Raw genomic sequence first — 24,459 nt, forward strand, 5'->3', positions numbered from 1 at the left:
ATAGATTACTTGCGAGGAACTAAGCAAATTAATTGAGCTTCTGGCTTGGCTTTGGGGTCAAGAATTTGAATTTTATTTTCCTCACATAGTTGTTGAATCAATACATTAATTTGAGCTTCGTTAACTGTGGGAAAGTTGCTAATAGCATTGTCAATTAAAGTTGGTTTTCCTAAAAGATGTTGAGTTTTAACTAGATTTAATAAGAAATCCTTAACAGGTCTTAAATCTTCTCCTTCCTTACCATTTGGCTTTGGATTTGGTTTAGAAACAATTCCCAAATCTTGTAATAAAGTACATTGATTCAATATCTCATATTCATTAATTAAAGTTTCTAGTTCTTGTAAATTAATCGTTTTCCCACCAATTACCAATTCTTGAGATTTGGCAGAATTTACCAAACTTTGATATGTTGCCAAATAGTGAATAGACTGTAAACTTGGTTTGATATGAACATGATTAGTATCAGTGAAAATCTGTCTATAGAGTTGATTTCCAGCCATGTTTGGTTTTCCTAAATCCCCACCACGAATTAAGTACATAGTTTGACAGAGATTTTTTTGAAGGACTGTTTGACAAGCATTCATTATATGATAAAAGCTATTCATATTTGAGTCTTCTGTCCAAACTATACCCAATTTTTCCCGCTTGGTAGGATGTTGATAACTCAAGGAATAACTAGCATACTTTCCGCTTAAGAGTTTAGTCTTAACTCCCTGCATTTTTAAACTAGATATAGACTGCTGCAACATCTGAATTAAATCAGGTGATGATAACAGAGAAATCTTGGTAATTTTCCCCTGACTTTTTGTATATTCGTGCTGCCATAATAATTCAAATTCTGCTGGATCTGGATCTGGAAGTGGTAGAGGTGGAGTTGGAACTGGAAGTGGTGGGGAAGGAATAACTTTATATTTTTGATATTCTTCACGACCTAGAGTTAGTGCATTTCTAGGCATAGTTTTACCACCAGGATAGGTTTTCTCTAAAATTTCCCGATTTAGGGGAAAAATAGGAGATTCAGGTCTGGGGTTTGCTAGTTGGTGTAATGACTGAAGTTGATAGGACCAAAGTGCTTCTGCCTGTTCTATAGTAATAGGTTTTAACTGAATTGTTTTATGTATTCCGGCTTTATCGGCTGGGAGAATTCGATCAAAATGCCGTTTTAATGTGTTTGTAATAACGCTAATTATCACCAAGAAATTTTTTAAATTATCCCCATGAATTGTGGTATTGACATTAAAAAAAGGTTGTATGTCCAGAAAACCTTCTGGTAACTGGGGCATAGTATCTAAATTGTCAAAACATAAAACAATGGGTTGGGTTTGTGTAGAAATTCTGCCAAAATTTGCCAAGATATTTTTTGCAGCATCTTCTGTATCAATGCAAGTTTTGACCTTGATTTCTTTCATGGAATCTTCATTTAAGTCATCACCACGCAGCCATTCACAAGCTAAATCATATAATTCTGGATTTGCCAGATCATGCAGCACTCCAAAAAACATATCAGGATTATAAATACCTGCTTTTTTATAATTATCCTTGAGGTGTTTGATAAATTTTTGCCGATTACTTTGTAATGCTTCCCAAAAATTATCATTAAATATTCGTTGTTTTATATCGCGTTTTGTAAACGCCGTTAAACTTTTTAGCCACAATATTAACTGTGATTCTTTTTTCCCTTCGGGAACTTGAATCAAACTATCAACAGTGTGACGTAAAATATGCCGCCAAATATTACTACTATCAGCCCAGTTGCAGAGAATATAAGCAAAAAAGGCTTTCGGGTTAAGAGTACGTTTCAGCCGACCTAATACATAACTTTTGCCAGAACCAGACTCACCAGCTAATAAAACTGTGCGGCTACGATGATCTTGACCTACTAAATCAAGTAAACCTTCAATTTCTATGATTGCGTTTTCATGAATTGACTCAACCATGAGTTTTGAATCTTGTTCTTCAGCCCAAAAATTAGTAGGCTTTAAATTGATCACGTCAAAAGGGTTGACCTCGCGTTTAATAATGTCGTTAATGTCTGTCATAGATATAGGTGAGTGAGAGGAAAAAGTAATGAAAAAATGAAAAATATTGAAAAACCTGTTAATTAACTATGAGAAAGAACAATTGTCCGCCAATATTTTGAGGAATTCCCGCGTCAATTTGTTCTGGCGTATAAGCACTGACTTCTTGTAAGGTACTAAAATCAATTTTGTCACTTTTTTGCAATCTATACAACGCCTGATCTAAATCATCTCGTAATAAAGGTGGTTGTAATTTTTGCCGTAAATGGAAAATTGGTAAATAATTCTCTGTCCCCAATTCCCGATCTAATTTTTTGATAGTCTCTAAAATTTCTTCATCACTGATATTGCTAGTAATATCAGAATGTGATTCTATATTATCAGAAACTAAAGTAGAAACTTGTTCTGACTTAACCCGCAAATTCTTCCGTAAAAACTGCACATAATTACCTAGCAAATTAAAGTCTATATTTGCTTTTCCTTCGGGAATATATTCATCCCGCAAAACCTCAATACCTCTTTCTGTTAACCAAACATCAGCGTTACGCATTTTCATCTTAATTTCAGCAGCAATCAAACCCCGTTCACTCAAGGTTTTTAAGATTACATCTCGTTGATCAGATTTTAGTCCTGAAACTTTGATTTCACTGGGGGCTATTTTTCCAGAACTTTTACTTATCTTCTCCAGTACCTTTAGTTCTTGATCATCAATAGGTAACTGTGTAGAGTCAAGTTTCAATAGTGCTTGACCAGCAGGTAAAATCTTCACCGTAGCAACTTCACGGGAATAGTCCACATATTCCAATTTCCCCAAATCTCGACAAATTTTGTTTTTTTCACTTTTAAAACGCTTAAAAATGTTAGAACTCAAGCCAGTACGATAATTAGCACATCCTAACAGCATTAATAGAAACTTTAACTGATTTGTATCCATGCGGGTAATCTTGCTGTATTTGACACCTCTCCCATAGTAACTCAATGTGTATGATTTTCATAGGTTATATGTTGCAAATTTTTATTACTTCCTGAAGAGAAGTCTACCTTCGCAACTAACGCACAATTAAGACTTACACAAAAAAAATTTCCCAAACTCCTATTTTCTCCATTCCTCTGTATCCTCAAGTCCTTAGTTCCGATCTTATTTATACGTAGGTTTCAGTATTAAAAAGTACATATTATTGAAAATATTTTATACAGATAGTAAATAATTTCCACCAAAAAGCGAGATTTATATGTATCATCTTTTAGATAACTAGATCATCCAGAAATATTAGCCTAAATACCAGGTAAAATCATGAATAATTACAGCCATTGTCCGCGCACTTATCTACTGCAAAAACCAGTAAATAAAAATCAAATCAAACAAAAAGAATTATGTGATTTTTGTTGGAATGAATATTGTTTTTGTTGGTCAGAATACTGTTTAAACGAATGGTATGAAATACAAATAAAACATGACAATCTAAAAAGTAGACATCATACCAAAGATAAAAACTAAAATAGACCTGACTTCTCTTTGCGTTCCTGCGTCTGTGGGAGAGGAAAAAAACTTAGGGTAGTCCAAAAACTGCCCCTAATCAACAATCTGCTAAAATCAAATTCCACTCATCTTCAGACAAGGGTATCACCTCTATTTCCATAGCAAAACAATCACAAGCTGCGGCTATTAAAGCCTTAATAATTGTTTCTTGATTAATACTTTCAGGAAATTGAAGAGGATGAAAAAACTCTTGATTAAATACTTTTATAAACAAATCCACAGCCGGGTTTAATCGTATAGAACCATGTTGAAGAACCGCGTCACCTCTGCGTAATTGGGCGCTACCAATGAGTTTAGAACCATCTGCTAAAACCAAATCTGCACCAGTGGCCGTTCCAAAACAATTAGGATTATGAATATAACCGCGTCCAGCCTGACCATAGTACAACTCTATGCCAAGCGATCGCCATCCTTGGATTAAAAATTCACAAATCTTTGCATATATTTCTAGAGTATTGCCCCTGACTCCAGAAGTAACAACTGAGTAAGTTAAATCACCTTGGTGTAAAACCGCTCTCCCACCAGTAGGACGACGTACCAAATCCAATTTTTCGCCTTTCCAGATTAAATTTTGCCAAAATTCAGGATATTGACGTTGATGATAACCCAGAGAAATTGCCGGGGGAGACCAGGTATAAAAGCGCAGAATCGGTGGACATTTTCCCGACTCATGCTGTACTAATAACCAACGGTCTATAGCCATCTGGACAGAACCAGAAGCTGCTAAAATCGGAATAAGTCGCCACTGCTCAGGCATTAAAAGTCAACCCCCAGGCTAAAATACTAAATTAGTGACAGCAATAGTTACAGCAGTTTTCATGTATTTAAACCACAAAATCAACGTATTTCTTTACGGCTTTGCTCCTTTGCGTCTTGGCGCGAAATACCAGAAACATAAGAAACATAATTTATACCGCAATAGTGCAATACTTAAACTGCACAAAACTCAGATTGCAGATATTCATCATTATCATCAGCGATAGTTGCAACGATAGTAATGATCCGGGAAACTTCCCCCGGAGACAACTCTGCTAAAGTGCGTGTAGAAATCACCACCACTTGATTGTCAATAATCCCAAAACGGGATTCAAAGGTACTAACACAGTTCAATTCTAATAAATATCGTGTTAATCTGGCCTCATCTTGAACTGGTAGCGTCAGTACGGCAGACCAAACCGTAATTGTATCTTCATCAGTAGTTCCCGTCAACTGTACAAATACTTCTACACTGCCATACTGGAATTTCCACAAATACCCACCCTCGGACGAATGGCTCACCATTGCACTTTGATCTTCCGCTAGAGTATTAATCACATTTTCAATGACTTCTACATGATTTAGCGGTGTGGTTTCTTGCATAACTTCATCAAGCAACTCTTCTGGAGATTGGGTTTCTAGGTAGCTTGCCATACAGATTTTTTTCCAAAAATATAGTTCCTAGTGTAATCTACTATTATGCTACCAAAAATGCCAGTATCTACTTTGCTTGCTAATCTAGCTCTAGCACAGCGTATATAAAAACGTTGATATATATCGAATTTGCTTTAATCTTTATTGAGAAGTATAAATAAAAGTATAACTATATAATAGCTTATGTAAAATCCAGCCAATCTGACAATTATTTTTTCCCGGTTTCAGACGTTTACATCCAGAAATATTAGATGTAATTTGTCTTTACCACCGTTGGGTATCAACATTAGGTAAAGATTCTCCAATTTATTGTTTACTGCGTCTGATCAACTAAACACAAAACCGTCTATCTTACTTTACTTGCAGCAAACGCCTTTTGTCGGTTACATAAACTACTAATTTGGTTGATAAATTTAATCAAATTAATCAAAAATAGTTTATTTGGTACAGCCCAAAAATCACCTGACTTACTTGGTGTTACAAGATGCAAGACGAACAGTAAAGGAGTAAGTTGATTTACAGTATCAGGGGATACGGAAATATGAGTTAAATTCTGCACTGTTGTGTGGAGTTCTCTAAAAACTCAAATTGACAAGTTGGGGTGACATCTGTTAAAAGATTCTGGAATCTCACGGAAAAAAAACCAAAAACTTTTGAGAGATTTTTCCGGATTAGTCAAAAAATCTCTGATTATTGTTACACTGATTTTAATAAGCACTATGAATATCAAGCTTGATCACAGCACCCCATGTCATTTAACTTCCTTCTTTGCTTTACTCATGAAAGAAGGTATTTCCCCGAATCAAATCGTTCTTGGTATTGTTCAGTTAGCCACTCAAACACATGAATTAGATGGCATGATGGCATCAACAGACTGTTTACGTTTGCTACTAGTGCTAATGCCAGCAACAACTTGTGCTAAAGGCGTTTCCGAATATATATCATCTTTAGCAGCAGAAGGCATTACCACTTTGATGCTATTAGATGCTCTTAGTTTAGCTTGCTACCTTTGTGGGCAATTAGATGAAGCTAATTTAGTTCACTTGACTTACAAAAGATTACAGGCAGATGCGATTATTTCCCAAATGCTTCGTGATTAAGAACTAAATTATTAACTTTTGTTACTTTTTTCACAATCCAACCATTTTTAAGTTATTTTGTACTCATACAGTTCAATTTCGGACTGAACAATTCCGTTTGTTTACTAGGCAATCGGTGAAATACTATATATTCTCTGTCTTCTCTGTGCAATTCTTGGTTAGTTGCTGTTAAGACATGAATCATGGCTATGATTTTAATCTAGCAATGTTTATAGAGTGTTTGACAGCAGCTTATCTATCAATTGTGATTGAGTTTAGAGTTCTTCAGTGCTGGGATAAATCCCTACATCAAAACTTCTCAACTTTCCCACTCACCCTGTTGATATTCCATTAAAACCTGAAACTAAAATTATTGTCTGCCAAATTGCCAAAACGTTAGATCATGAATGCAACATTTCTGGAAATATAGGTTTTGCAGATGAAGCGAGCATTTGGTTTCCAGAAGTTAGATTAATAATTTCACCTTTATTTCATCTGGAGTTGGCATCTTGAGAGATGAACAGTATCGAGCTAATAACAATGCTTACTTACTCTCCAGAACCGACCTTGAGAACCAGCTTATCAAAATCACCCCTATTTGCAACGGTGACGGAAGCACTAGGTAACGTTCCTATTGTCCGCTTAAATCGAATTCATCCCAGTTGTCAAGATCATCATTTATATTTAAAACTAGAATCTTGTAATCCCGGTGGGAGTATTAAGGAAAAAAATGCGGCTTATCTGGTGAATGAAGCCGAAAAACAAGGTTTGTTGCGGTCAGGTGGTACAATTGTTGAATCTAGCTCTGGTAACTTTGGCATTGGATTAGCAATTGTGGGCGCAACCAAGGGTTACAGGGTGATGATTATTATTGATGCGAAAACCCCTGTCACCATGCAAAGAATGCTGACTGCGTATGGTGCAGAATTGGTACAAGTTCCTCTGAGTGCGGCTGATGCTCAAGGTTCGATGCAGGTAGCAAGAATGGCAAAAGCTCAGGAATTAGCCACAAATATTCCTGGTGCATGGTATCCTTGTCAACATAAAAATCCTAGCAATACTGATGCCCATTCCCTGTGGACGGCGCGGGAAATTGAAGCTGCTTTCGGTGGCGCGCCAGATGCTATCGCGATTGGAGTCAGTACAGCCGGACAGTTGGGCGGTATCAGTCATTACTTTAAAAAGTATTATCCCCAAACCAGAATTATTGGTGTAGATGTGGCAGGATCGGCTATTTTTGGTACACCCAGACACCCTTATAAGATGACTGGACTGGGTTTATCTTTCGTTCCCCCCAATTTTGACCCGCAAGTGTTAGACGCAGCTTATAGCGTGGATGATGGTTTAGCGTTTTCTGTTTGTCATGCTTTGGCTAAACAGGAAGGTATGCTTTTAGGTGCTTCCACAGGTGCAATTGTGGCAGCAGCCTTAGGGGATGCTGGTAGATTTACTCAGCCTCAAACTATGTTACTACTTAATCCTGACCGGGGCGATCGCTATTTAGAAACAGTTTACAATACTGATTGGCTTAGAGGACAAGGAATCAATATTCTTGAACATTCCCATCTCACAGAAGCAATTGCTAATCTTCTGCCTGTACCATTAGATATTGTCGGTAGGAGTCAAGAGTGAAATTGCAAGAACCCCAATCTCAATCAGTTAGTTTCGGCACTTTATGGCGGGAATTTTTGCCTTTATCCCTTAGTGATGTGACTATGGCCTGTGGTGATCCGATGATTACCACTACATTAGCTCATCTTCCTGATGCTCAAGTTAACCTGGCGGCTGTAGGTATTGCCAAATCTTTGGCGATATTTTTTGAAAGTCCGATTATTATGATTTTGCACGCTTCTAATGCTTTAGCTGGTTCTCAAGATTCACGCAAAGCATTGTGGCGGTTTACATTATTGGTGGGTGGGGGACTAACTTTTTTATTAAGTTTATTGGGACTACCGATTATATTTAGTTTTGTGGGTGTGAGTCTGTTGGGCATACCATCAGCAATGTTAGCCACTGTTAGTCAAGTATTATTACTAATGGGGGGTTGGCCATTTGCGATCGCTTGGCGGCGTTATTTTCAAGGGTTATTAATTTATCATGGTCAGTCTCGATCTGTAGCTAAAGCTAGTATTCTCAGGTTATTCACATTAGCATTAGTCCTCACAGGTGGATTTTTCTTCCCCATATCTGGGGGTATACTTGCTGGACTTGCCCTCATCAGTGGGGTGATTGTCGAAGCAGTAGCTGTAACAATTTTTGCTCGGCTTTATGGTGCAACTATACCGCCGGAAACAGTCACACAACCTAAGTTACCCCGTAACTTAGCACAAGTTGGGAAATTTTATTTACCCTTAGCTAATTCCATGATGGTGGTTTGGGGCGGAAGGGCGATATTAATTAGCGTTATTGCTCGCGCTGAAGATGCCACAGTGGCTATTGCTGCTTGGTCTGCGGCTTGGGGACTGGTTCTCGTAATTGCCAATTCTACCCGCATGATACAGCAAATGGTGATTAAATATCATCATCAAGTGAGCGATAAGCAATTACTGACTTTTGCTATCAGTGTCGGCGCTGCTTGTTCTACCTTACTATTATTCATGAGTTTAACACCTGTAGGCGATCGCATTGTCCAAAGTTTTATCGCTAATGATCTTACCCTGGCTAAAAGCATGAAACCAGTTCTTTTAATCTGTGCAATTGTGCCATTACTAGTAGCTTTACAAAATGCAACTCAAGGTTTTTTAGTCAGTGAAAATCGCACAGGTCACGTCAATCTATCTACTTGGTTAGGAACAGCAACTTTATTAATAATTGCTACTTTAGCTATTAACAAAGGCATGAATGGGGCAATATCTGCCGCTATGGCTATGATTACATCTATGTTAGTTGAAGTTACCTGTTTAATTTGGAAACGAGCGGCAAAATCACAGTAAATGTACTGCCCTTATTTACATGACTTTGTACTTCTAATTTGCCTTTATGAGTTTGGACAATAGCCAAAGTAATAGCCAAACCTAATCCCGAACCACCAGTATTGCGAGAACGATCTGCATTAACTCGATAAAAGCGCTCAAAAATGTGGGGAAGATCAGAATTAGGAATACCAATACCTGTATCTTTGATAGTAATTACACCTTGATGATCATTAGTTGTCAGATGAATATTTACTTCCCCAGATGCAGGAGTGTATTTAATGGCATTACTAACTAAATTCAACAACATTCGATAAATTTGACTTTCATTACCTTGAATATAAAAATCAGATTGATCAGGAATGTGACTAGATAATAAAACTTGTGCATCTATAGCTATTGGCATTAATTCTTCTTCTACATCTGCAACTAAATCATTTAAACAAATTTGTTGTAATTTGGCTTCTTGCAATCCACCTTCTAGTCTAGATAATAATAACAAATCCTGTATTAAGGTTACTAATCTTTTAATTTGTCTCTCCAGTGCTTTTTGAGTTTCTGGGTTAATTGAATTTGTTTCGACAATGGTTTGTAAAGATGTAATAGGAGTTCTTAATTCATGTGCCGCATCAGCGGTAAATTGTTGTAATTGTTGATATGATTTTTCAATGGGCTGCATAGCTAAACCTGCTAACCACCAACCTGCACCACCAATAATGATCATAGAAGAGGGAATACCCAATCCTAATAACCAATGTAAGCTATTCATATAATCATTTAATCTTTGTACAGTTCGTCCAACTTGTAAATATCCCCACAATTGATTATTGTTGATTTTTAAGGGCATTAAATGTAAATGATATAGTTCACCATCACGATTTTTGATATCATAAGAATGATTGAGGTAAATATTATCAGGAAATTCATCGGAATTATTACCAATTGCGGCAATTGCTTCTCCTGTTGGTGTTAAAAATCTGAGATAATATCCTTCTGCCAATAACCCCAGTAACTCTGATTCTGATTTAATAGGTAAACAAGATTGTTGTTTAAAACAAATTCCTGGCAAAGATTTCTGAGTAGTAATAGATAATTCTCCAGGAATTTTTAACTCTGTTTTTAATTGATCTTCAAATACCTTACCAAAAACTTCTAATTCTCGATCAACTGTGCGAGTAAAAGCTTGTACCATAAGAATATGAGCCATATAGCCACATATTAATAAGGTTGTTCCCATCACACCAGCATAGGTAATGGCTAATTTTAACCGAGAATAATTGAATAGTGAATTATTATACATCTGATTTTAGATTCTATAAATACAAGATCCCTGATTTCTGGCATTAATTGATAACTTATTGACAAAATAAAAAAGAAGTCGGGGATCTCAACTATGCAGAAAAACGATAACCAAAACCTCGGATAGTTTCAATTGCTTTAGAAAAACCACATTCTGATAATTTACGTCTTAGTAATCTTACTTGTGCAGCAACAACATTACTCACAGTATCACTTTCAAAATCCCACAATCTAGCGCGAATTTGTTCATGAGTTAGTATTTGTTGAGGATGTTGCATAAAATATTCTAAAAGTTGAAATTCTTTAGCTGTGAGAATAATTGGTGAAGAATTTTCCGCTTCTAAATTCACAACTGAAAAATTACTATAATCTAACATTAATGAACCTATTTGTAATTGCGGTGGTTGAAAATTTGGTAATCTTCTCTGTAATGCTCTTACCCGCGCCAATAATTCTTCCATCCCAAAAGGCTTAACAAGATAATCATCTGCACCCGCATCTAAACCCGTAACACGATCATTCATGCTATCTCTAGCTGTTAATAACATAATTGGTAATTGATTTTTTTGCGCTCTTAATCTTTTACACAATTCCAATCCTGACAACTTTGGTAACATCCAATCTAAAATCGCAATTTCATATCTTAGTGGTATTGTCCGTAAATAATCCCAAGCAGTCTCTCCATCTTCCACCCAATCTAATACATAATTACATTGGGTAAGAGCATGATGAATACTCATTGCTAAATCATGTTCATCTTCAACTAATAATAAACGCATATATAAAATATAAAAACAGTATTTAATAATACTAATTATCGGATACAGGGAACAGGGAACAAGGAATAAATTGGTGTGTACTTCATTAGACTGGGAAACGATACATATAAAAATTATATTTAATAATACTGATTATTAGGGTGAGTCAGATATGAAATTTTGTCCATCTTTTCTCACTTATTGAGTCTGAAACACCCTATAATTTCTGAGTACGATTTTCACAATGCCAACGCGATAGATTACAAGAGATTACAGCAGTTTTCTGCGATTTAAACCACACTTTAATTACCTTCTTCCTTTGCGCCTTTCCTACTTTGCGCCTACCCTTAGGGATCTCTAAGAGAGATTGCGCGAAACAAAAACCGTGGTTCATTTACCAGAAAAATCGCTGTAATTGCTCTACTCTCTTGCTGATTATTTGCTACAAGAAAATTTTGGAAATGAAATAAAATTAAAATCAAAAAGCGTCCAGGAGTGTTGCCGTGTTTCCACCCCAGACGCTTTTTGAGTTTTCTCCTCACACACAAATATAACTTATCACTATTTCAATTAAATGGCAAGTACCTTAGACAACAATTTTGGAAATTGTTTTTCCAAGGTAAAACTAATGTAAAAAGTGCCGGACACCAGTCATTACCATGAGTAAGCCTAGTTCATTAGCGGCCTTGATAGAATCTTTATCTCGAAGACTTCCCCCCGGCTGGACAATGGCAGTAATGCCAGCAGCAGCGGCAGCGCGAATGGTATCATCGAAGGGGAAGAAACCGTCACTGGCTAAAAATGCACCTTGGGCTTTTTCTCCGGCTTGGGCAATAGCGATTTTTGTTGAACCGACGCGGTTCATTTGTCCAGCACCAATACCTAATGTAGTGCGATCGCTTGTAATTACAATAGCATTTGACTTGACGTGCTTACACACCTTCCAAGCAAATAATAATTCCCCTAACTCCTGGGGAGTAGGTTGACGTTCGGTGACAACTTGCCATTGAGTAGGATCAGCAATGATATCATCAGCAGATTGGACTAAAAACCCACCAGCGATCGCTTTTACAGTTTCTTTCGGTCCAGTCAACAAGTCTGGTAAAATCAAAAGGCGGACATTGCCCTTTTTAGTTAATATCTCTTGGGCTGCTGCGTCACAACCGGGAACAACTACGCATTCTAAGAATGTCTTTGTTAACTCCGTTGCCGTTGCCGCATCAAGAGGACGATTTAAAGCCACAATTCCCCCAAAAGCCGAAGTAGAATCGGCATTAAAAGCCTTTTGATAAGCATCGAAAATGTTGGTTGCTTCCGCAGTTCCACAGGGGTTAGTATGTTTAATAATTGTCGCTGCCGGACTATCGGTAAACTCAGCAATTATCCGCCGTGCGGCTTCCAAATCTACCAAATTATTATAGCTGAGTTCCTTCCCTTGCAGTTTAGTGGCCGCTGCCCAACCTGTGGCTTCACTGCCAGTTTGATACCAGGCTGCCGGTTGGTGGGGATTTTCCCCATAGCGTAAAGATTGAATTTGTGTCCCAGAAAGAGTAAATTCTTGTGTTTGCGTACCAGCTAAATAAGATGCTATGGCATGATCATAACTAGCAGTGTGGGAAAAGCCCTTTAAAGCGCATTTTTGGCGAAACTCTAAAGAAACTACTTCATTTTGGCGTAATTCTTGTAAATACTCCCCATATTGAGCAGGATCGCATAATACCGTTAAATGGGCGTAATTTTTAGCAGCAGCCCTTAACATTGCCGGACCCCCAATATCAATTTGTTCCACAGCGTCAGCTAAGGTAACACCCGGTTTAGCAATGGTTTCCGTAAACGGATAAAGATTAACCACCACCAAATCAATGGGTCGAATTTGGTTATTTTCCAGGTCTATGATATCCTCTTGGATATCCCGCCGTGCTAAAATACCGCCATGAATGCGAGGATGAAGAGTTTTCACCCGGCCGCCTAAAATTTCTGGCGAACCTGTATAATCAGAAACCTTAGTAACTGGTATTCCTGCATCTTTGAGGGTTTTGGCTGTTCCCCCACTACTGATGATATCAAAGCCAAATTCTTCAACCAAACTCCGGGCTAAATCCCCAATACCAGTTTTATTAGATACACTCAGCAGGGCTAAACGCGCCATAATTCCCCAGATTCCTTTAGACTAAATTACAAACAGAAGAGTATTTTACCTAAAGAGTGGTCAGAAATGCGGCCTAGATCAGCAGTATACTGGATAGACGTTGATTCTTGACTCAATTATCCATGACTCCAGTATTAGATTTTATTAGGGTTTCTCCACCAGCGAAACAAACACCAAAAGCCTTAATCGTTACTTTACATGGTTGGGGTGCAAATGCTCAAGATGTGGCATCTTTGATTCCTTATATCAATTTACCAGATTACGAATTTTTACTACCAAATGCTCCCTATCCCTATCCTCATGCTGACACAGGTAGGGCATGGTATGACTTGCGGACAGAAAATATGTATGCTGGATTAGCAGAAAGCAAACAACTACTCATAGATTGGTTGCAATCTTTAGAAACTAATACAGGCATACCTTTATCACGCACAATTTTGAGTGGATTTTCTCAAGGTGGGGCAATGACTTTAGATGTAGGATTAAGCTTACCATTGGCTGGTTTAGTTGTGATGAGTGGATATCCACATCCTAGCGTAGCAACGCTTAATCCAGGCAGTTTTCCACCTACGCTAATCATGCACGGAACAAAGGATGAAGTAGTTCCCCTACAAGCGGCCATTAAGTCCAGAGACATGGCAAAATCTCTAGGGGTAGCAGTAGAGTACCATGAATTTGAAATGGGACATGAAATTAATTTACCAATGTTAGAAGCACTAAGAACCTTTGTTGTCAAGACAATTGGTTAACTCTAGTTACAAAAATTTTGCAAATTCTGGAAAAATCAGAAAAATTTTTACAAATTTAATGCTCGTTAATGAGTAAGATAGATCAGGTGGAAGCAACTCCACCCTAAGCTGAATGTAAGTGCTGCAAAAGGGAGGGGCAAGCATTATGAAAACTCTAAGCATTTCCAAAACAGAAATTTCTGCTATGACAGCGACAGAGGTACAAGATTTGGCTACACGTCTGGAATTAGATAATTATAGTCATGCTTTTGAGGGTTTAAATGATTGGCATCTACTGCGGGCAATTGCTTTCCAGCGTCCAGAGTTAGTTGAAGCCTATATTCACCTCTTAGATTTAGAACCCTACGACGAAGGCTAAAAATTTTAGATTTTAGATTTTGGATTTTAGATTGGTAGAACGTTTTAAAATCTCAAGTAATTGAGATATTATCCGAAAATGCCATCATCTCCTAATTTTAAATCCAAACGAGTCCTCATTGCTGTAGGCGGTGGTATCGCCGCCTATAAGGTTTGTGAGTTGGTTTCTACACTGTTTAAGTCTGGGGTAGAAGTGCGAGTTATTCTCACTAAATCTGCCCAAGAATTTATCACTCCTTTAACTTTAGCAACTTTATCGCGCCATCAAGCTTATACAGATGATGATTTTTGGCAGCCAATTTATAGTCGTCCATTACATATCGAATTGGGTGAATGGGCTGATTTAATTGTTATCGCGCCTTTAACTGCTAATACTTTGGCTAAGTTAGCTTATGGAATGGCAGATAATTTATTAACAAATACTATTCTCGCTTCTACTTGTCCCGTATTGTTAGCACCAGCAATGAATACAGATATGTGGGAACAGGTAGCAGTACAAAGAAATTGGCAGCATCTATTGACAGATAGCAGATTTTATGGTATGGAAACTGGTTCCGGGTTGTTGGCTTGCGATCGCATTGGTGCTGGTAGAATGGCAGAAGCCGCAGAAATATTTATTTATATTCAATCCTTATTATACACCCAAGGCAAGAGAGATTTAGCGGGGAAAGAGGTTTTAATCAGTGCTGGGGGAACGCGAGAATATTTAGATCCGGTGCGATTTATTGGCAATCCCTCAACTGGTAAAATGGGTTTAGCATTGGCACAGGCTGCACTACACCGAGGTGCAAAAGTAATATTGGTACATTGTCCAGCAAGTTGGGAAGTCCCTTTAGGAGTAGAAGCAATTCCCGTAATTACCTCAGAAGAGATGCAGCAAGTCATGTTAAATCAGTTACTCAACGCAGATATAATTATTATGTCAGCGGCCGTTGCAGATGTCAAACCTAGAGATTATAGTACCGAAAAATTGCCCAAGCGATCGCTCCCCGAAAATTTACCATTGATACCAGTACCGGATATTGTCGCGGAAATTGGCAACCGTAAACAACCCCATCAATACTTAATTGGTTTTGCAGCACAAACCGGGGATATTGTCAAGCCAGCGCGGGAAAAATTGCAAAAAAAGAAATTAGATGCAATTGTCGCAAATCCTATTGATCAAGTTGATAGTGGTTTTGGGAGTGATCATAATCAAGCGGTGTTTTTAGATAAAGAAGGGAGAGAGGTGGAAATTCCCACTTGTTCTAAATTAGAAATGGCGCATTATTTGTTTGATTTTGTTGTTTAATAGAATAAAATCACATTTTTATTTTTACCAGGACATTTAAAAATGACAGTGCATTTACCTGAAATTGGTATGGCTAATTGGATAAGAGCAATATCATTACTTGAAGAATATCCCAAAAATATTGTAGGTAGTTTTTGGGTCATGTGTGGTCGTGGATTTAATGATACACAAAAAATTCCTGATTGGTGGACTGATAATCTTAGAGAAGACAATCAAGCACAAAGTATTATTGATGGGTTTGAAAAAGGGTATTTTAAAGGAGAATATAATAATCCTAATCCTTTATATTTAGGATTTTGTATTATTGTTGTTGCAGATTCTTCTAATCCTGCTCATTTATCTTATGACATTCAACACCTGAGAATGTCGGAAGGAGAGGGAATTGCTTTATTAAGAATAATGGCACGTCATAATATACCTGCTTGTACATATACAGATCGTAGTTATCCTGATGAGTTTTTAAAATATCGTTATGGCTCAGAAAATCCTACTTATAAATACCTTCGAGAAACACTAGATCATTGGTCTGTTCAAGTTTGGGAAGACTACTGTAGTTATCTGATGTCTGTTCATGGTCAAAGAATGTTTTATGACTATTGTAAAAAAATAAATTCTGTTAAAGATGAAGTCCAAGCTACTGTAGAAAAAGGTACTAAACCTCTAGTTTTAACAGAGGGAGAAACTGATCCAATTTATATTAAAACTGCCTTAGAATTACTAGGAGAAAAGGAAATTTTAGCACAAGTTGATATTGAATGGGTAGGTGCTTCTATAGGTAAAGGTGAAAGTATCAATACTGGTGATGGTGGTTTGAAAAATACCAGAGATGTTTTACTTTCTAACCCTAAATTCTTAACTAGAAAAGTATTACTATTATATGATTGTGATACTCATAAACCTAATGAAGACCATGATAAATTGAAAATTAGGACAATACCTGAACAAAAGAATCGAAACGTGAAAAAAGGTATAGAAAACCTATTTCCTGATCATTTATTTACAGAAGAATTTTATTCATGGAAAACCAAATCTAGAAGTTATGGGGAAAAATTTCAAGAATTTCAAAAAAAGAAATTTTGTACATGGATATGTGAACAAAGAAAACAGGCTAATGATTTTGTTGATTTTAAGATCATTATTGATTTTATCAAAGATTGTTTAGGAACAGTTATTTATTAAAGTTCATCATTCAAGCGATTAGAAATCGCGTCTACACAGGCAAAACCCACCTGCGTGGGTTTCAAAACACCCACATTTAATTTTCAACAGATACAGTAGTTCCCAGTATTATGAAGTACAAATATTAATGATAAAACTCTTGTGGTGCGGGCATCTTGCCCGCATAAGCAGTTCCTGGTATTATGAAGTACAAATATTAATAATAAAACTCTTGTGGTGCGGGCATCTTGCCCGCATAAAGTTTACCTCACTCAAGCTAAACTTGCTGTATCTAATGTTCTTTGCAAAAATTTACCCCATTTTGCGGCCAGGGGAACTTCTGTAAAAGGAACACAAATTGATTTATCACTAGTTAATAAAAACTGCAATTCAATTTTTCTACCTTTTTGCGGAGGATTTTCCATATCTACCACATTACCATTCACTAAAAAGCGAATTTCCTTAACATCTAATAAAGAAAAAGTTTCTAATGCAATTGGTCCTTTAGTTGTTGGTTTTCCCCAAGTAATATCATTACCTTTTTGAGCTAATACAGCATAAATATCATATTTAGCTCGTTCAAATTCTTCAGCCCAAATCCGATAAGCTTCAAGTTTCTGATATTCCTGTGAACCTTGCCACGCTAACCAGAAAAATGCTACTAACAAAGGCAACCATAAAAGACCACGTTCCATACTTTGATTTCTGTGATTTGTGTGATTTTTCTTATTATTTAGTCTAGACTATTATTCATGGAATTGATGTCAAACGATTAATTTTCACCACCCTATGCACCAAAACCAGAAACATTTCACCCCGTTACCTGTCAGCAACTATAGCCTAAATTTTCCCAAAAATACCATAATATGAGTTATCGTAGTGAACAAACTGACAAGAAGCGGTGATCAGCGGATATGAAAAAACTTATATTATTCTGCTTGTTCTTTGTGGGACTGACTACTGCGGTGTTTGGATTTCTACATTTTCAGGGACTCGCAGTTAAAGGCGAATTTGAGACAATTTTACTGGATTTTCGGGAAGATATAGCAGAAAATCTCATTCAAAAGGATTTACAAGCGATCGCTCAACAATATCATGTTACACCCCAATTGGATAATAAATATTCAGCAGCAGATCATGTATATATTATCAAAGGCGATCGCCAAAGAATCACAGATTTAAAAAAATCCCCATTGGTCAAAGTTACGGAATTTATCGAACCCAATTACATTTACAAAACTGTACCTACAGATAAAACCACCCGCTTAGGGGAAATTCTACCACCAGAAAACGACAAAGAACCAAATTCCTCTTTAATTGGTCCCAATGATCAATATTATAGCAAACAGTGGAATTTGCACAAAATCGGTATAGAATCTGCTTGGACACGCACTAAAGGTAGTGGTATCACTGTTGCTGTCATTGATACTGGTATTACCAAAGTCCGTGATTTACATGAAACCAAATTTGTCAAAGGCTATGATTTTGTCAATGATACAGAACAAACCCAAGACGACAATGGACATGGAACTCATGTCGCTGGTACAGTTGCCCAGTCTACTAATAACAGTTATGGTGTAGCGGGAGTAGCTTACGAAGCCAATCTTATGCCCCTAAAAGTATTAAATGCTGACGGTGCAGGAACAGTAGCCGATATTGCTGAAGCTATCAAATTTGCTGCTGATAATGGTGCAGATGTAATTAATATGAGCTTAGGTGGTGGTGGAGAAAGCCAACTTATGGCAGAGGCGATTAATTACGCTCATAATAAAGGTGTAACTATTATAGCCGCCGCTGGGAATGAAAACACTAATGGCGTTAGTTATCCTGCCCGTTATCCTCATGTTATCGGTGTTGCGGCCTTTGGTCCTGACGGTGAAAGAGCATCTTATTCTAATTATGGTGCAGGTGTGGACATTTCCGCCCCTGGTGGTAGTGAAACTGGGACAATTCTCCAAGAAACCATTAACGAAGAGGGTGAAGGTCTATTTCTCGGACTGCAAGGAACAAGTATGGCTTCTCCCCACGTTGCGGGTGTAGCTGCATTAATTAAAGCTTTGGGAATTAAAGAACCCAATGAAATTTTACAGGTTCTCCAGCAGTCAGCGAGAGTTATTCAAGATGATGGTTTAAACTATTATGGGGCTGGACAACTTAACGCCGAAGCAGCGGTTAAATTAGCTAGTGATGGTATAATTAGCGTTCCTGACTTTTTCCGGTGGTTGCGAGAAAACGGCTATCTAAATCCTGGTTTTTGGATAGATGGCGGTGCGATCGCTTTATTGCCTAAAATACTCATGGTGATAGGTTCTTATCTCCTGGCTTGGTTTTTACGGGTTTATTTTCCCTTCGCTTGGAGTTGGTCTTTATCCAGTGGTTTGATTTTTGGTAGTTCTGGCTTATTTTTCCTCAAAGGAATTTATATCTTTGACCTTCCCCAATGGCCTTTCCGGCTTTTAGGTAGTTCCATTCCCGAACTAGGAAACACTTTACAGGGAACAGACTCATTAAATCCTCTTTTTGCCAGTGTCTTAATTCCCTTTGTGTTGATAGCCTTATTTTTAGGACATCCTACTGGGAAATGGTTTGCTATTGGTTCAACTTTAGGTATAGCAGCTTGTTTAACAGTTACCGCTATTTATAGTCCTACTGTTTGGGGTTTAGCAAATATTCATCTATCACGAATCTTCCTTCTTGTCAATGCCCTACTTTGTTATGGATTAGCCCGGTTAGCTTTGAAGAAGGACGGACCAACTGACAACCTCTTAAAAGTCTAACTCTCAATACAAATATCCCCGATTTTTTGAACAAGTCGGGGACTCTGTGTTTTATTAATTCAATAACAGTAAAATAGTTCTTCCTTATCAAAATAAGGATAACATATTCAAATTTCTTTGTCAATACCAAAAAATAAATTTTTTCGGGGTTTTGAGTTTATTGTTTCTGTTATCACTTCCTATGAATGAGTTAACAATCAATCATCATGAAAACTGATCATAGGATTGCGTATCTTCAACCATCCAATGTGCTAATTTAATATGGGTTTTCGCCGTAGTGCAAGGTATTTGTAAATCCTCGGCTATTACCTATAATGATCTTAACTGGTGAGTGATGCAGTTAGGTCATAATTTTGACATAGCTTGATGAGGTTTCCTTTAATACGCGATCGCACATCCTCCGGTGAAACTACAATACATTCAGACGAATATTGCATAATTTCCCGAATAAACCAGAATGTATTTGATATTCTTCTAATTACTTTTTTGACCTGTGGTTGATCTGGTATCCATTCCACTATTTTATCCTCTGGTTTAGGTTGATAGGCAAACGCTAACTTATTTAATATGTGCATTTCTACATCTATTTGATCTAGGTTAGAATGCCATTGTCCAGTAATTTCCGTAATTGCTGCTTCGTTAATTCTATCTAAACGGAAACACCAATTATGTTGTAGTTCTGGTATGTCAGAGTTTCCTTCTGTTTCTTCACACCAACAGTCAAGGTATTGGCGTTTTTCATAGGGTGTGATTTTGGCATAACGTACAGTAAAATTAACTACTCTTTCTGCCGCATCTTGATAAGCAAGTTGAAAGGGTTGTTGACGTAAGATATAGTGATCTATTTGTAACCGCCAAGATGGACGGGAGTTATTTAAAAAACCTTCTATTTCTTTCCGTAAAGGTATGGATAATTCACCGCGTGCTAGTAGCAAATTAGCGATAATTTCCGCTTGTTCATTTTGTCCGATGTCCGTTAATGCACTTATACAACGGTGTAAGGCACGGATACGTGAATCTTGCCAGTCATTATTTTTACTAACTATTAATTCATGTTGAGCTATGGCCTTGATCAGTTTGGAGATATTGGGATCATCTCCCCACTTCATCCCAAATTGGAGAGCGATCACTTCTAGTTGCGCTTTATCACGCTCTGATACTGACAGGGTAATAGATTGACCTTTTCGACTCATGGAAAGTGTCCGTATACTTTATACTTGTTTTCGCTTGTCAATTTTTATTGTGGCTGTTATGCTAGATTTTAGCAATAAGTTACGGACAGTTTTTAATTGTCTCAATGAATTACCAAAAATAAAATAGTAAAAAGGACTAAATAGGAAATAGCAGAAATGAGTACCAATAATTTACTATCTCGAATTTCGATTGATCCAATATGTGAACTCAAATCAAATGCAAAAAAATACTCTGACGATTACAGAATATCAAGCAACCATCAATTCACAAGAGTTATTAATTAAGGTATGTTAGAAAATTACAGTATTCAACTCAAACCTGTTTATTCGCAAACTGTCCCCACACCAGATGGAGTAAAATTACCAGATAGTTGGTCTTTATCTTGGCATCAATTAGAAACATTAAAAGCATTAAGAGATCCCAATATTGAGGTAGTTTTTAACACTGCAATGACAGGAGATGGTAAAAGTTTAGCTGCTTATTTACAAGTTCTCCAAGGTGAATTTTGTGCCATTGGACTTTACCCAACCAATGAATTAGCAAGAGATCAAGAAACCCAAATCAAAGGATATATTGATATATTTCAACCAGAGAATCAACCGCGCATAGTTAAATTAAGCGGTGCAGATTTAGAAATTTATGCAGAAAATGAAGCATTAAAAAAAGGGGCAGCAATTTTAACACTTTCTAGTCAAAGAGAAGTATTATTAACTAATCCTGATATTTTCCATTATTTACATCGCAGTAATTATTTAATTACTGGTGATAGTCCTGATAAATTATGGAATAAAATTGATAAAGACTTTGATGTATTTATTTTTGATGAATTTCATGTTTTTGCAGCTCCGCAAATTGCCAGCGTAATTAATACAATGCTATTAATTCATTGTACAAACCGCCGCAAAAAGTTTCTCTTTCTTTCAGCTACACCAGATCAAGATTTAATTAGCAAATTAGAAATAGCCGGATTTCGGTGTAAAGAGATAAATCCTCTAGCAGAAAATAAATATCAATTTCCTGCTCATCCAGAACAAGAAGTACAACTTCAAAACCAAAATTGGCGACAGGTAACACAAGTAATTACACTCAATTTTATGCCTTTAGAACCGAGTTTTAAAGCTGCGGAAACTTGGTTAAAAGCAAATAGTAATGTCATTATCTCTCAATTTCAGGAATATCCAGGAAGTAAAGGGGCAATTATTCTTAATTCCATTGCGTCAGTGAAACGACTAACGCCATTTTTTCAGGAAATTTTACAACCTTATAATTTGACAGTGGGAGAAAATACAGGTTTATCAAGTAAAGGGGAAAAAGAATTAAGTTTAGCGGCTGATTTAGTTTTAGGTACAAGTACAATTGATGTAGGAGTTGATTTTAAGATTAATTTTTTAATTTTTGAATCCTCTGATTCTGGTAACTTTATTCAACGTTTGGGAAGATTAGGAAGACATGATGGATATGAAAGAAATGGTCAAGAGATTAAATTTGAGAATTATACAGCTTATGCTTTAATTCCTAACTTTTTAGTTGAGCGTTTATTTGAAACAGATTCACCACCATTACAAGCGGATCATATTTATGATCGCCCATTTTTACAACAAACAATCAAAGAACAATATCGAAAAATTAATGATTTTCATGGATATTATCGCCAATGGGGCGCTGTACAGTCTTTTTGGTTGTGTGTGAAGTTAAGCGATCGCACTATTAAACAACAATATACCCAAAGTCGAGAAAAGTTTCAAACAGTTTGTGAAAAAGTATTTAATACCAGTTTAAAATTTCAAGCAGGACATATTCAAAAATGGGCTAAAGAATGGCGAGAAAAATCAGGTAGATCAGGAAATCCCATTGCGGAAGATGCAGCAAGTTTTCGCGGCTCTAGTCCTTTGCAATGTGGGTTATATGATTTAACAGAAACTAATGAAAGTGAGAGATTTAAAACCTATGATTTACCAGGAATTTTAAGCAACTTAGACATTGAAATGTGGACAGAAGCGGGATTCATGCGGACATTAAAAGAAACCGCCGCACGCACTGGACAACCCATAGCAAAAGGTAGATTTGCCCATTGTCTAGCATTTATCAAGTTGAAAGCTTACCGTGAAGAGCGGTTAAACTGGAAATTTACCTACTCTGGAGACTTGCAACCCATAGCAGACGCTTGGAAAGTACAGGTTTTAACGGAGGTGGGAGTATGGCAACCGGATAACACTTGGATAGGCCAAATTAATAAAAAACTGAAAAAAGAGGGTTTAGTTTGTTATGTTATTCGTCGTCCAGTTGCTGAAGTGCGAATGCGGTTAAGATTGCCTATGCACTTTCAAATTTATCCCATTAGTGACCAATACAGTATTAATGATGCTAGTAGTCCTTATGCTATAGCTTTTGGTCAATCGGCACTGCTATTAGATACGCTTGCTTATACATTTAAAAGCAAAGGAGATGAGATATGGGTTGTTTAAGGTTTCGACATACCTAAATTATGAAAGAACAAACATTACTAGAAAGAATCACATTTAACCCCCAAATCTTTGGCGGTAAACCAATAATTCGTGGTCGTCGTCTAGCTGTAGAACACATTTTAGGAATGTTAGCAGCAGGTGATACTACCGAAACCTTATTAGAAGCATATCCCTGGTTAGAAAGGGAAGATATACAAGCCTGTTTAGTCTACGCAGCTAATTAAAACATTGTAGTTATGAATAACCCAATTTCTGATAATTACATACATCTACTTATGGAAGTAAAACAACGAATTCGTTCCGGCCAATATGAAGCACTAAAAGCAGTTAATCGAGAAATGATTAACTTATATTGGGATATTGGTCAGATGATTTTTATCAAACAACAAAATTCTAACTGGGGTAAATCTGTAGTTGAACAGTTATCAAAAGACTTACAAACAGAATTTCCTGGTATTAGTGGTTTTTCAGCGCGAAATATTTGGAGAATGCGAGATTTTTATCTAGCTTACCACTCTAAAGAAAAACTGACACCATTGGTGGCAGAAATTGGATGGACTCACAATATAGTCATTTTAGAAAAGTGTAAAGATGATTTAGATCGAGAATTTTATATGAAAATGACTCGTAAATTTGGCTGGACAAAAAATGTTTTAATTCACCAAATTGAAAACCAAACTTATGAAAAAACTCTCCTGAATCAAACTAATTTTGATCAAAATATTTCATCAGAAATACGTAATCAATTAAAACTAGCGGTTAAAGATGAATATACATTTGATTTTTTAGAATTAGCTGATGAACATAGCGAACGACAATTAGAAGAAGCAATTTTAGCAAAAGTTAAACCATTTTTACAGGAAATGGGCGGTATATTTACTTTTGTTGATAGTCAATATCGCTTAGAAGTTGATGATGAGGAATATTTTATAGATATTCTATTATATCATCGCCGTTTAAAGTGTTTAGTAGCAATAGAATTAAAAATTGGAAAATTTTTACCTGAATATGTTGGTAAAATGCAATTTTATCTATCGGTTTTAGATGATAAGGTGAAACTTCCAGATGAAAATCCTTCTATTGGAATTATTCTTTGTAAATCTAAACAAAGAACTATTGTAGAATACGCACTTAAAGATTATAATAAACCAATTGGTGTAGCCACTTATCAAATAGTTTCTCAATTACCACAAGAACTAAAAAATCAACTTCCTGATCCTGAACAAGTTGCTAAACTACTAGAAGGATTTGCATAAAACACATCATAAAAATCAACTCTTATTTAATTTGATTGGCAAAAAAC

At 36.7% G+C, this 24,459-nt stretch carries 20 protein-coding genes; 11 read left to right on the forward strand and 9 right to left on the reverse strand.

The window, feature by feature from the left end:
• Nucleotides 1–5: 5 nt before the first annotated feature.
• From H6F39_RS07710 to H6F39_RS07725, 4 genes are all read right to left on the reverse strand, one after another.
• A complete protein-coding gene (locus H6F39_RS07710) occupies nt 6–2,039 on the reverse strand; it encodes an ATP-binding protein (RefSeq protein WP_190396483.1) in 2,034 nt (677 codons plus the stop codon).
• 58 nt (nt 2,040–2,097) lie between these two features.
• Nucleotides 2,098–2,952: a transcription factor RcaD gene (locus H6F39_RS07715; protein WP_190396484.1), complete on the reverse strand. Its 855-nt coding sequence runs from the start codon at nt 2,950–2,952 to the stop codon at nt 2,098–2,100.
• Nucleotides 2,953–3,595: 643 nt separating this feature from the next.
• A complete protein-coding gene (locus tag H6F39_RS07720; RefSeq protein ID WP_137908182.1) occupies nt 3,596–4,315 on the reverse strand; it encodes a biotin/lipoate A/B protein ligase family protein in 720 nt (239 codons plus the stop codon).
• A 173-nt stretch (nt 4,316–4,488) separates the two neighbouring features.
• Nucleotides 4,489–4,968, reverse strand: coding sequence for a YbjN domain-containing protein (locus H6F39_RS07725; RefSeq protein WP_137908181.1), 480 nt, complete (start codon nt 4,966–4,968; stop codon nt 4,489–4,491).
• A 719-nt stretch (nt 4,969–5,687) separates the two neighbouring features.
• Between H6F39_RS07725 and H6F39_RS07730 the strand changes: the two genes are divergently transcribed.
• The 3 genes from H6F39_RS07730 to H6F39_RS07740 all read left to right on the forward strand — a co-directional run bounded on the left by H6F39_RS07730 (nt 5,688) and on the right by H6F39_RS07740 (nt 8,980).
• Nucleotides 5,688–6,068: a hypothetical protein gene (locus H6F39_RS07730; RefSeq protein WP_028084553.1), complete on the forward strand. Its 381-nt coding sequence runs from the start codon at nt 5,688–5,690 to the stop codon at nt 6,066–6,068.
• 519 nt (nt 6,069–6,587) lie between these two features.
• Nucleotides 6,588–7,679: a cysteine synthase family protein gene (locus tag H6F39_RS07735; protein WP_190396485.1), complete on the forward strand. Its 1,092-nt coding sequence runs from the start codon at nt 6,588–6,590 to the stop codon at nt 7,677–7,679.
• Entirely contained in the window at nt 7,676–8,980 is a 1,305-nt protein-coding gene (locus H6F39_RS07740; RefSeq protein WP_190396486.1) for a hypothetical protein, read from the forward strand. The genes H6F39_RS07735 and H6F39_RS07740 overlap by 4 nt, the downstream gene beginning before the upstream one ends.
• Here the strand turns inward: H6F39_RS07740 and rppB are convergent.
• From rppB to purH, 3 genes are all read right to left on the reverse strand, one after another.
• Nucleotides 8,940–10,259 (reverse strand): two-component system sensor histidine kinase RppB, encoded by a 1,320-nt coding sequence (gene rppB, locus H6F39_RS07745; protein WP_190396487.1) that lies wholly within the window; start codon nt 10,257–10,259, stop codon nt 8,940–8,942. The two genes, H6F39_RS07740 and rppB, sit on opposite strands and share 41 nt — an antisense overlap.
• Nucleotides 10,260–10,350: 91 nt before the next feature.
• A complete protein-coding gene (rppA, locus tag H6F39_RS07750; RefSeq protein ID WP_190396488.1) occupies nt 10,351–11,037 on the reverse strand; it encodes a two-component system response regulator RppA in 687 nt (228 codons plus the stop codon).
• 604 nt (nt 11,038–11,641) lie between these two features.
• Entirely contained in the window at nt 11,642–13,165 is a 1,524-nt protein-coding gene (gene purH, locus H6F39_RS07755) for a bifunctional phosphoribosylaminoimidazolecarboxamide formyltransferase/IMP cyclohydrolase (RefSeq protein WP_190396489.1), read from the reverse strand.
• 122 nt (nt 13,166–13,287) lie between these two features.
• On the opposite strand from purH, the gene H6F39_RS07760 reads away from it, so the two are divergent.
• The 4 genes from H6F39_RS07760 to H6F39_RS07775 all read left to right on the forward strand — a co-directional run bounded on the left by H6F39_RS07760 (nt 13,288) and on the right by H6F39_RS07775 (nt 16,741).
• Nucleotides 13,288–13,914 carry an alpha/beta hydrolase gene (locus tag H6F39_RS07760; RefSeq protein WP_190396490.1) on the forward strand — a complete coding sequence of 209 codons (627 nt, stop codon included), beginning with the start codon at nt 13,288–13,290 and terminating at the stop codon, nt 13,912–13,914.
• A 145-nt stretch (nt 13,915–14,059) separates the two neighbouring features.
• The gene (locus tag H6F39_RS07765; RefSeq protein WP_137908178.1) at nt 14,060–14,272 is read left to right on the forward strand and encodes a DUF2555 domain-containing protein; all 213 of its coding nucleotides are present in this window, start codon (nt 14,060–14,062) and stop codon (nt 14,270–14,272) included.
• Between the two features lie 78 nt (nt 14,273–14,350).
• Nucleotides 14,351–15,562: a bifunctional phosphopantothenoylcysteine decarboxylase/phosphopantothenate--cysteine ligase CoaBC gene (gene coaBC, locus H6F39_RS07770; protein WP_190396491.1), complete on the forward strand. Its 1,212-nt coding sequence runs from the start codon at nt 14,351–14,353 to the stop codon at nt 15,560–15,562.
• Nucleotides 15,563–15,604: 42 nt separating this feature from the next.
• On the forward strand, nt 15,605–16,741 hold the full coding sequence (locus tag H6F39_RS07775) for a hypothetical protein (protein ID WP_190396492.1): 1,137 nt from the start codon (nt 15,605–15,607) through the stop codon (nt 16,739–16,741).
• A gap of 251 nt (nt 16,742–16,992) precedes the next feature.
• Here H6F39_RS07775 and H6F39_RS07780 read toward each other — a convergent pair whose 3' ends face one another.
• The gene (locus H6F39_RS07780; RefSeq protein ID WP_137908175.1) at nt 16,993–17,415 is read right to left on the reverse strand and encodes a hypothetical protein; all 423 of its coding nucleotides are present in this window, start codon (nt 17,413–17,415) and stop codon (nt 16,993–16,995) included.
• A gap of 219 nt (nt 17,416–17,634) precedes the next feature.
• Here H6F39_RS07780 and H6F39_RS07785 point away from each other — a divergent pair, with 219 nt between their 5' ends.
• On the forward strand, nt 17,635–19,497 hold the full coding sequence (locus tag H6F39_RS07785) for a S8 family peptidase (protein ID WP_190396493.1): 1,863 nt from the start codon (nt 17,635–17,637) through the stop codon (nt 19,495–19,497).
• A gap of 320 nt (nt 19,498–19,817) precedes the next feature.
• On the opposite strand, the gene H6F39_RS07790 is transcribed toward H6F39_RS07785, so the two are convergent.
• On the reverse strand, nt 19,818–20,690 hold the full coding sequence (locus H6F39_RS07790) for a WYL domain-containing protein (RefSeq protein WP_190396494.1): 873 nt from the start codon (nt 20,688–20,690) through the stop codon (nt 19,818–19,820).
• A gap of 288 nt (nt 20,691–20,978) precedes the next feature.
• On the opposite strand from H6F39_RS07790, the gene cas3 reads away from it, so the two are divergent.
• From cas3 to H6F39_RS07805, 3 genes are read left to right on the forward strand one after another with little or no spacing between them, the layout of a single operon-like run.
• Nucleotides 20,979–23,156, forward strand: coding sequence for a type I-D CRISPR-associated helicase Cas3' (gene cas3, locus H6F39_RS07795; protein ID WP_190396495.1), 2,178 nt, complete (start codon nt 20,979–20,981; stop codon nt 23,154–23,156).
• Between the two features lie 20 nt (nt 23,157–23,176).
• Nucleotides 23,177–23,380 (forward strand): DUF433 domain-containing protein, encoded by a 204-nt coding sequence (locus tag H6F39_RS07800; protein ID WP_190396496.1) that lies wholly within the window; start codon nt 23,177–23,179, stop codon nt 23,378–23,380.
• A 12-nt stretch (nt 23,381–23,392) separates the two neighbouring features.
• Nucleotides 23,393–24,412, forward strand: coding sequence for a YhcG family protein (locus H6F39_RS07805; protein ID WP_190396497.1), 1,020 nt, complete (start codon nt 23,393–23,395; stop codon nt 24,410–24,412).
• Nucleotides 24,413–24,459 lie beyond the last annotated feature (47 nt).

The sequence above is a fragment of the Dolichospermum sp. FACHB-1250 genome (assembly GCF_014696335.1).
GTDB classification, from domain to species: Bacteria; Cyanobacteriota; Cyanobacteriia; order Cyanobacteriales; family Nostocaceae; genus Dolichospermum; species Dolichospermum planctonicum.

What these genes read in the sequence shown, in the direction of transcription:
- H6F39_RS07785 (WP_190396493.1), top strand. Translation starts at nt 17,635, where the DNA reads ATGAAAAAACTTATATTATTCTGCTTGTTCTTTGTGGGACTGACTACT.
- purH (WP_190396489.1), bottom strand. Translation starts at nt 13,165, where the DNA reads ATGGCGCGTTTAGCCCTGCTGAGTGTATCTAATAAAACTGGTATTGGG.
- H6F39_RS07735 (WP_190396485.1), top strand. Translation starts at nt 6,588, where the DNA reads ATGCTTACTTACTCTCCAGAACCGACCTTGAGAACCAGCTTATCAAAA.
- H6F39_RS07780 (WP_137908175.1), bottom strand. Translation starts at nt 17,415, where the DNA reads ATGGAACGTGGTCTTTTATGGTTGCCTTTGTTAGTAGCATTTTTCTGG.
- rppA (WP_190396488.1), bottom strand. Translation starts at nt 11,037, where the DNA reads ATGCGTTTATTATTAGTTGAAGATGAACATGATTTAGCAATGAGTATT.
- H6F39_RS07710 (WP_190396483.1), bottom strand. Translation starts at nt 2,039, where the DNA reads ATGACAGACATTAACGACATTATTAAACGCGAGGTCAACCCTTTTGAC.
- rppB (WP_190396487.1), bottom strand. Translation starts at nt 10,259, where the DNA reads ATGTATAATAATTCACTATTCAATTATTCTCGGTTAAAATTAGCCATT.
- H6F39_RS07805 (WP_190396497.1), top strand. Translation starts at nt 23,393, where the DNA reads ATGAATAACCCAATTTCTGATAATTACATACATCTACTTATGGAAGTA.
- H6F39_RS07765 (WP_137908178.1), top strand. Translation starts at nt 14,060, where the DNA reads ATGAAAACTCTAAGCATTTCCAAAACAGAAATTTCTGCTATGACAGCG.
- coaBC (WP_190396491.1), top strand. Translation starts at nt 14,351, where the DNA reads ATGCCATCATCTCCTAATTTTAAATCCAAACGAGTCCTCATTGCTGTA.
- H6F39_RS07725 (WP_137908181.1), bottom strand. Translation starts at nt 4,968, where the DNA reads ATGGCAAGCTACCTAGAAACCCAATCTCCAGAAGAGTTGCTTGATGAA.
- cas3 (WP_190396495.1), top strand. Translation starts at nt 20,979, where the DNA reads ATGTTAGAAAATTACAGTATTCAACTCAAACCTGTTTATTCGCAAACT.
- H6F39_RS07720 (WP_137908182.1), bottom strand. Translation starts at nt 4,315, where the DNA reads ATGCCTGAGCAGTGGCGACTTATTCCGATTTTAGCAGCTTCTGGTTCT.
- H6F39_RS07715 (WP_190396484.1), bottom strand. Translation starts at nt 2,952, where the DNA reads ATGGATACAAATCAGTTAAAGTTTCTATTAATGCTGTTAGGATGTGCT.
- H6F39_RS07775 (WP_190396492.1), top strand. Translation starts at nt 15,605, where the DNA reads ATGACAGTGCATTTACCTGAAATTGGTATGGCTAATTGGATAAGAGCA.
- H6F39_RS07800 (WP_190396496.1), top strand. Translation starts at nt 23,177, where the DNA reads ATGAAAGAACAAACATTACTAGAAAGAATCACATTTAACCCCCAAATC.
- H6F39_RS07730 (WP_028084553.1), top strand. Translation starts at nt 5,688, where the DNA reads ATGAATATCAAGCTTGATCACAGCACCCCATGTCATTTAACTTCCTTC.
- H6F39_RS07760 (WP_190396490.1), top strand. Translation starts at nt 13,288, where the DNA reads ATGACTCCAGTATTAGATTTTATTAGGGTTTCTCCACCAGCGAAACAA.
- H6F39_RS07790 (WP_190396494.1), bottom strand. Translation starts at nt 20,690, where the DNA reads ATGAGTCGAAAAGGTCAATCTATTACCCTGTCAGTATCAGAGCGTGAT.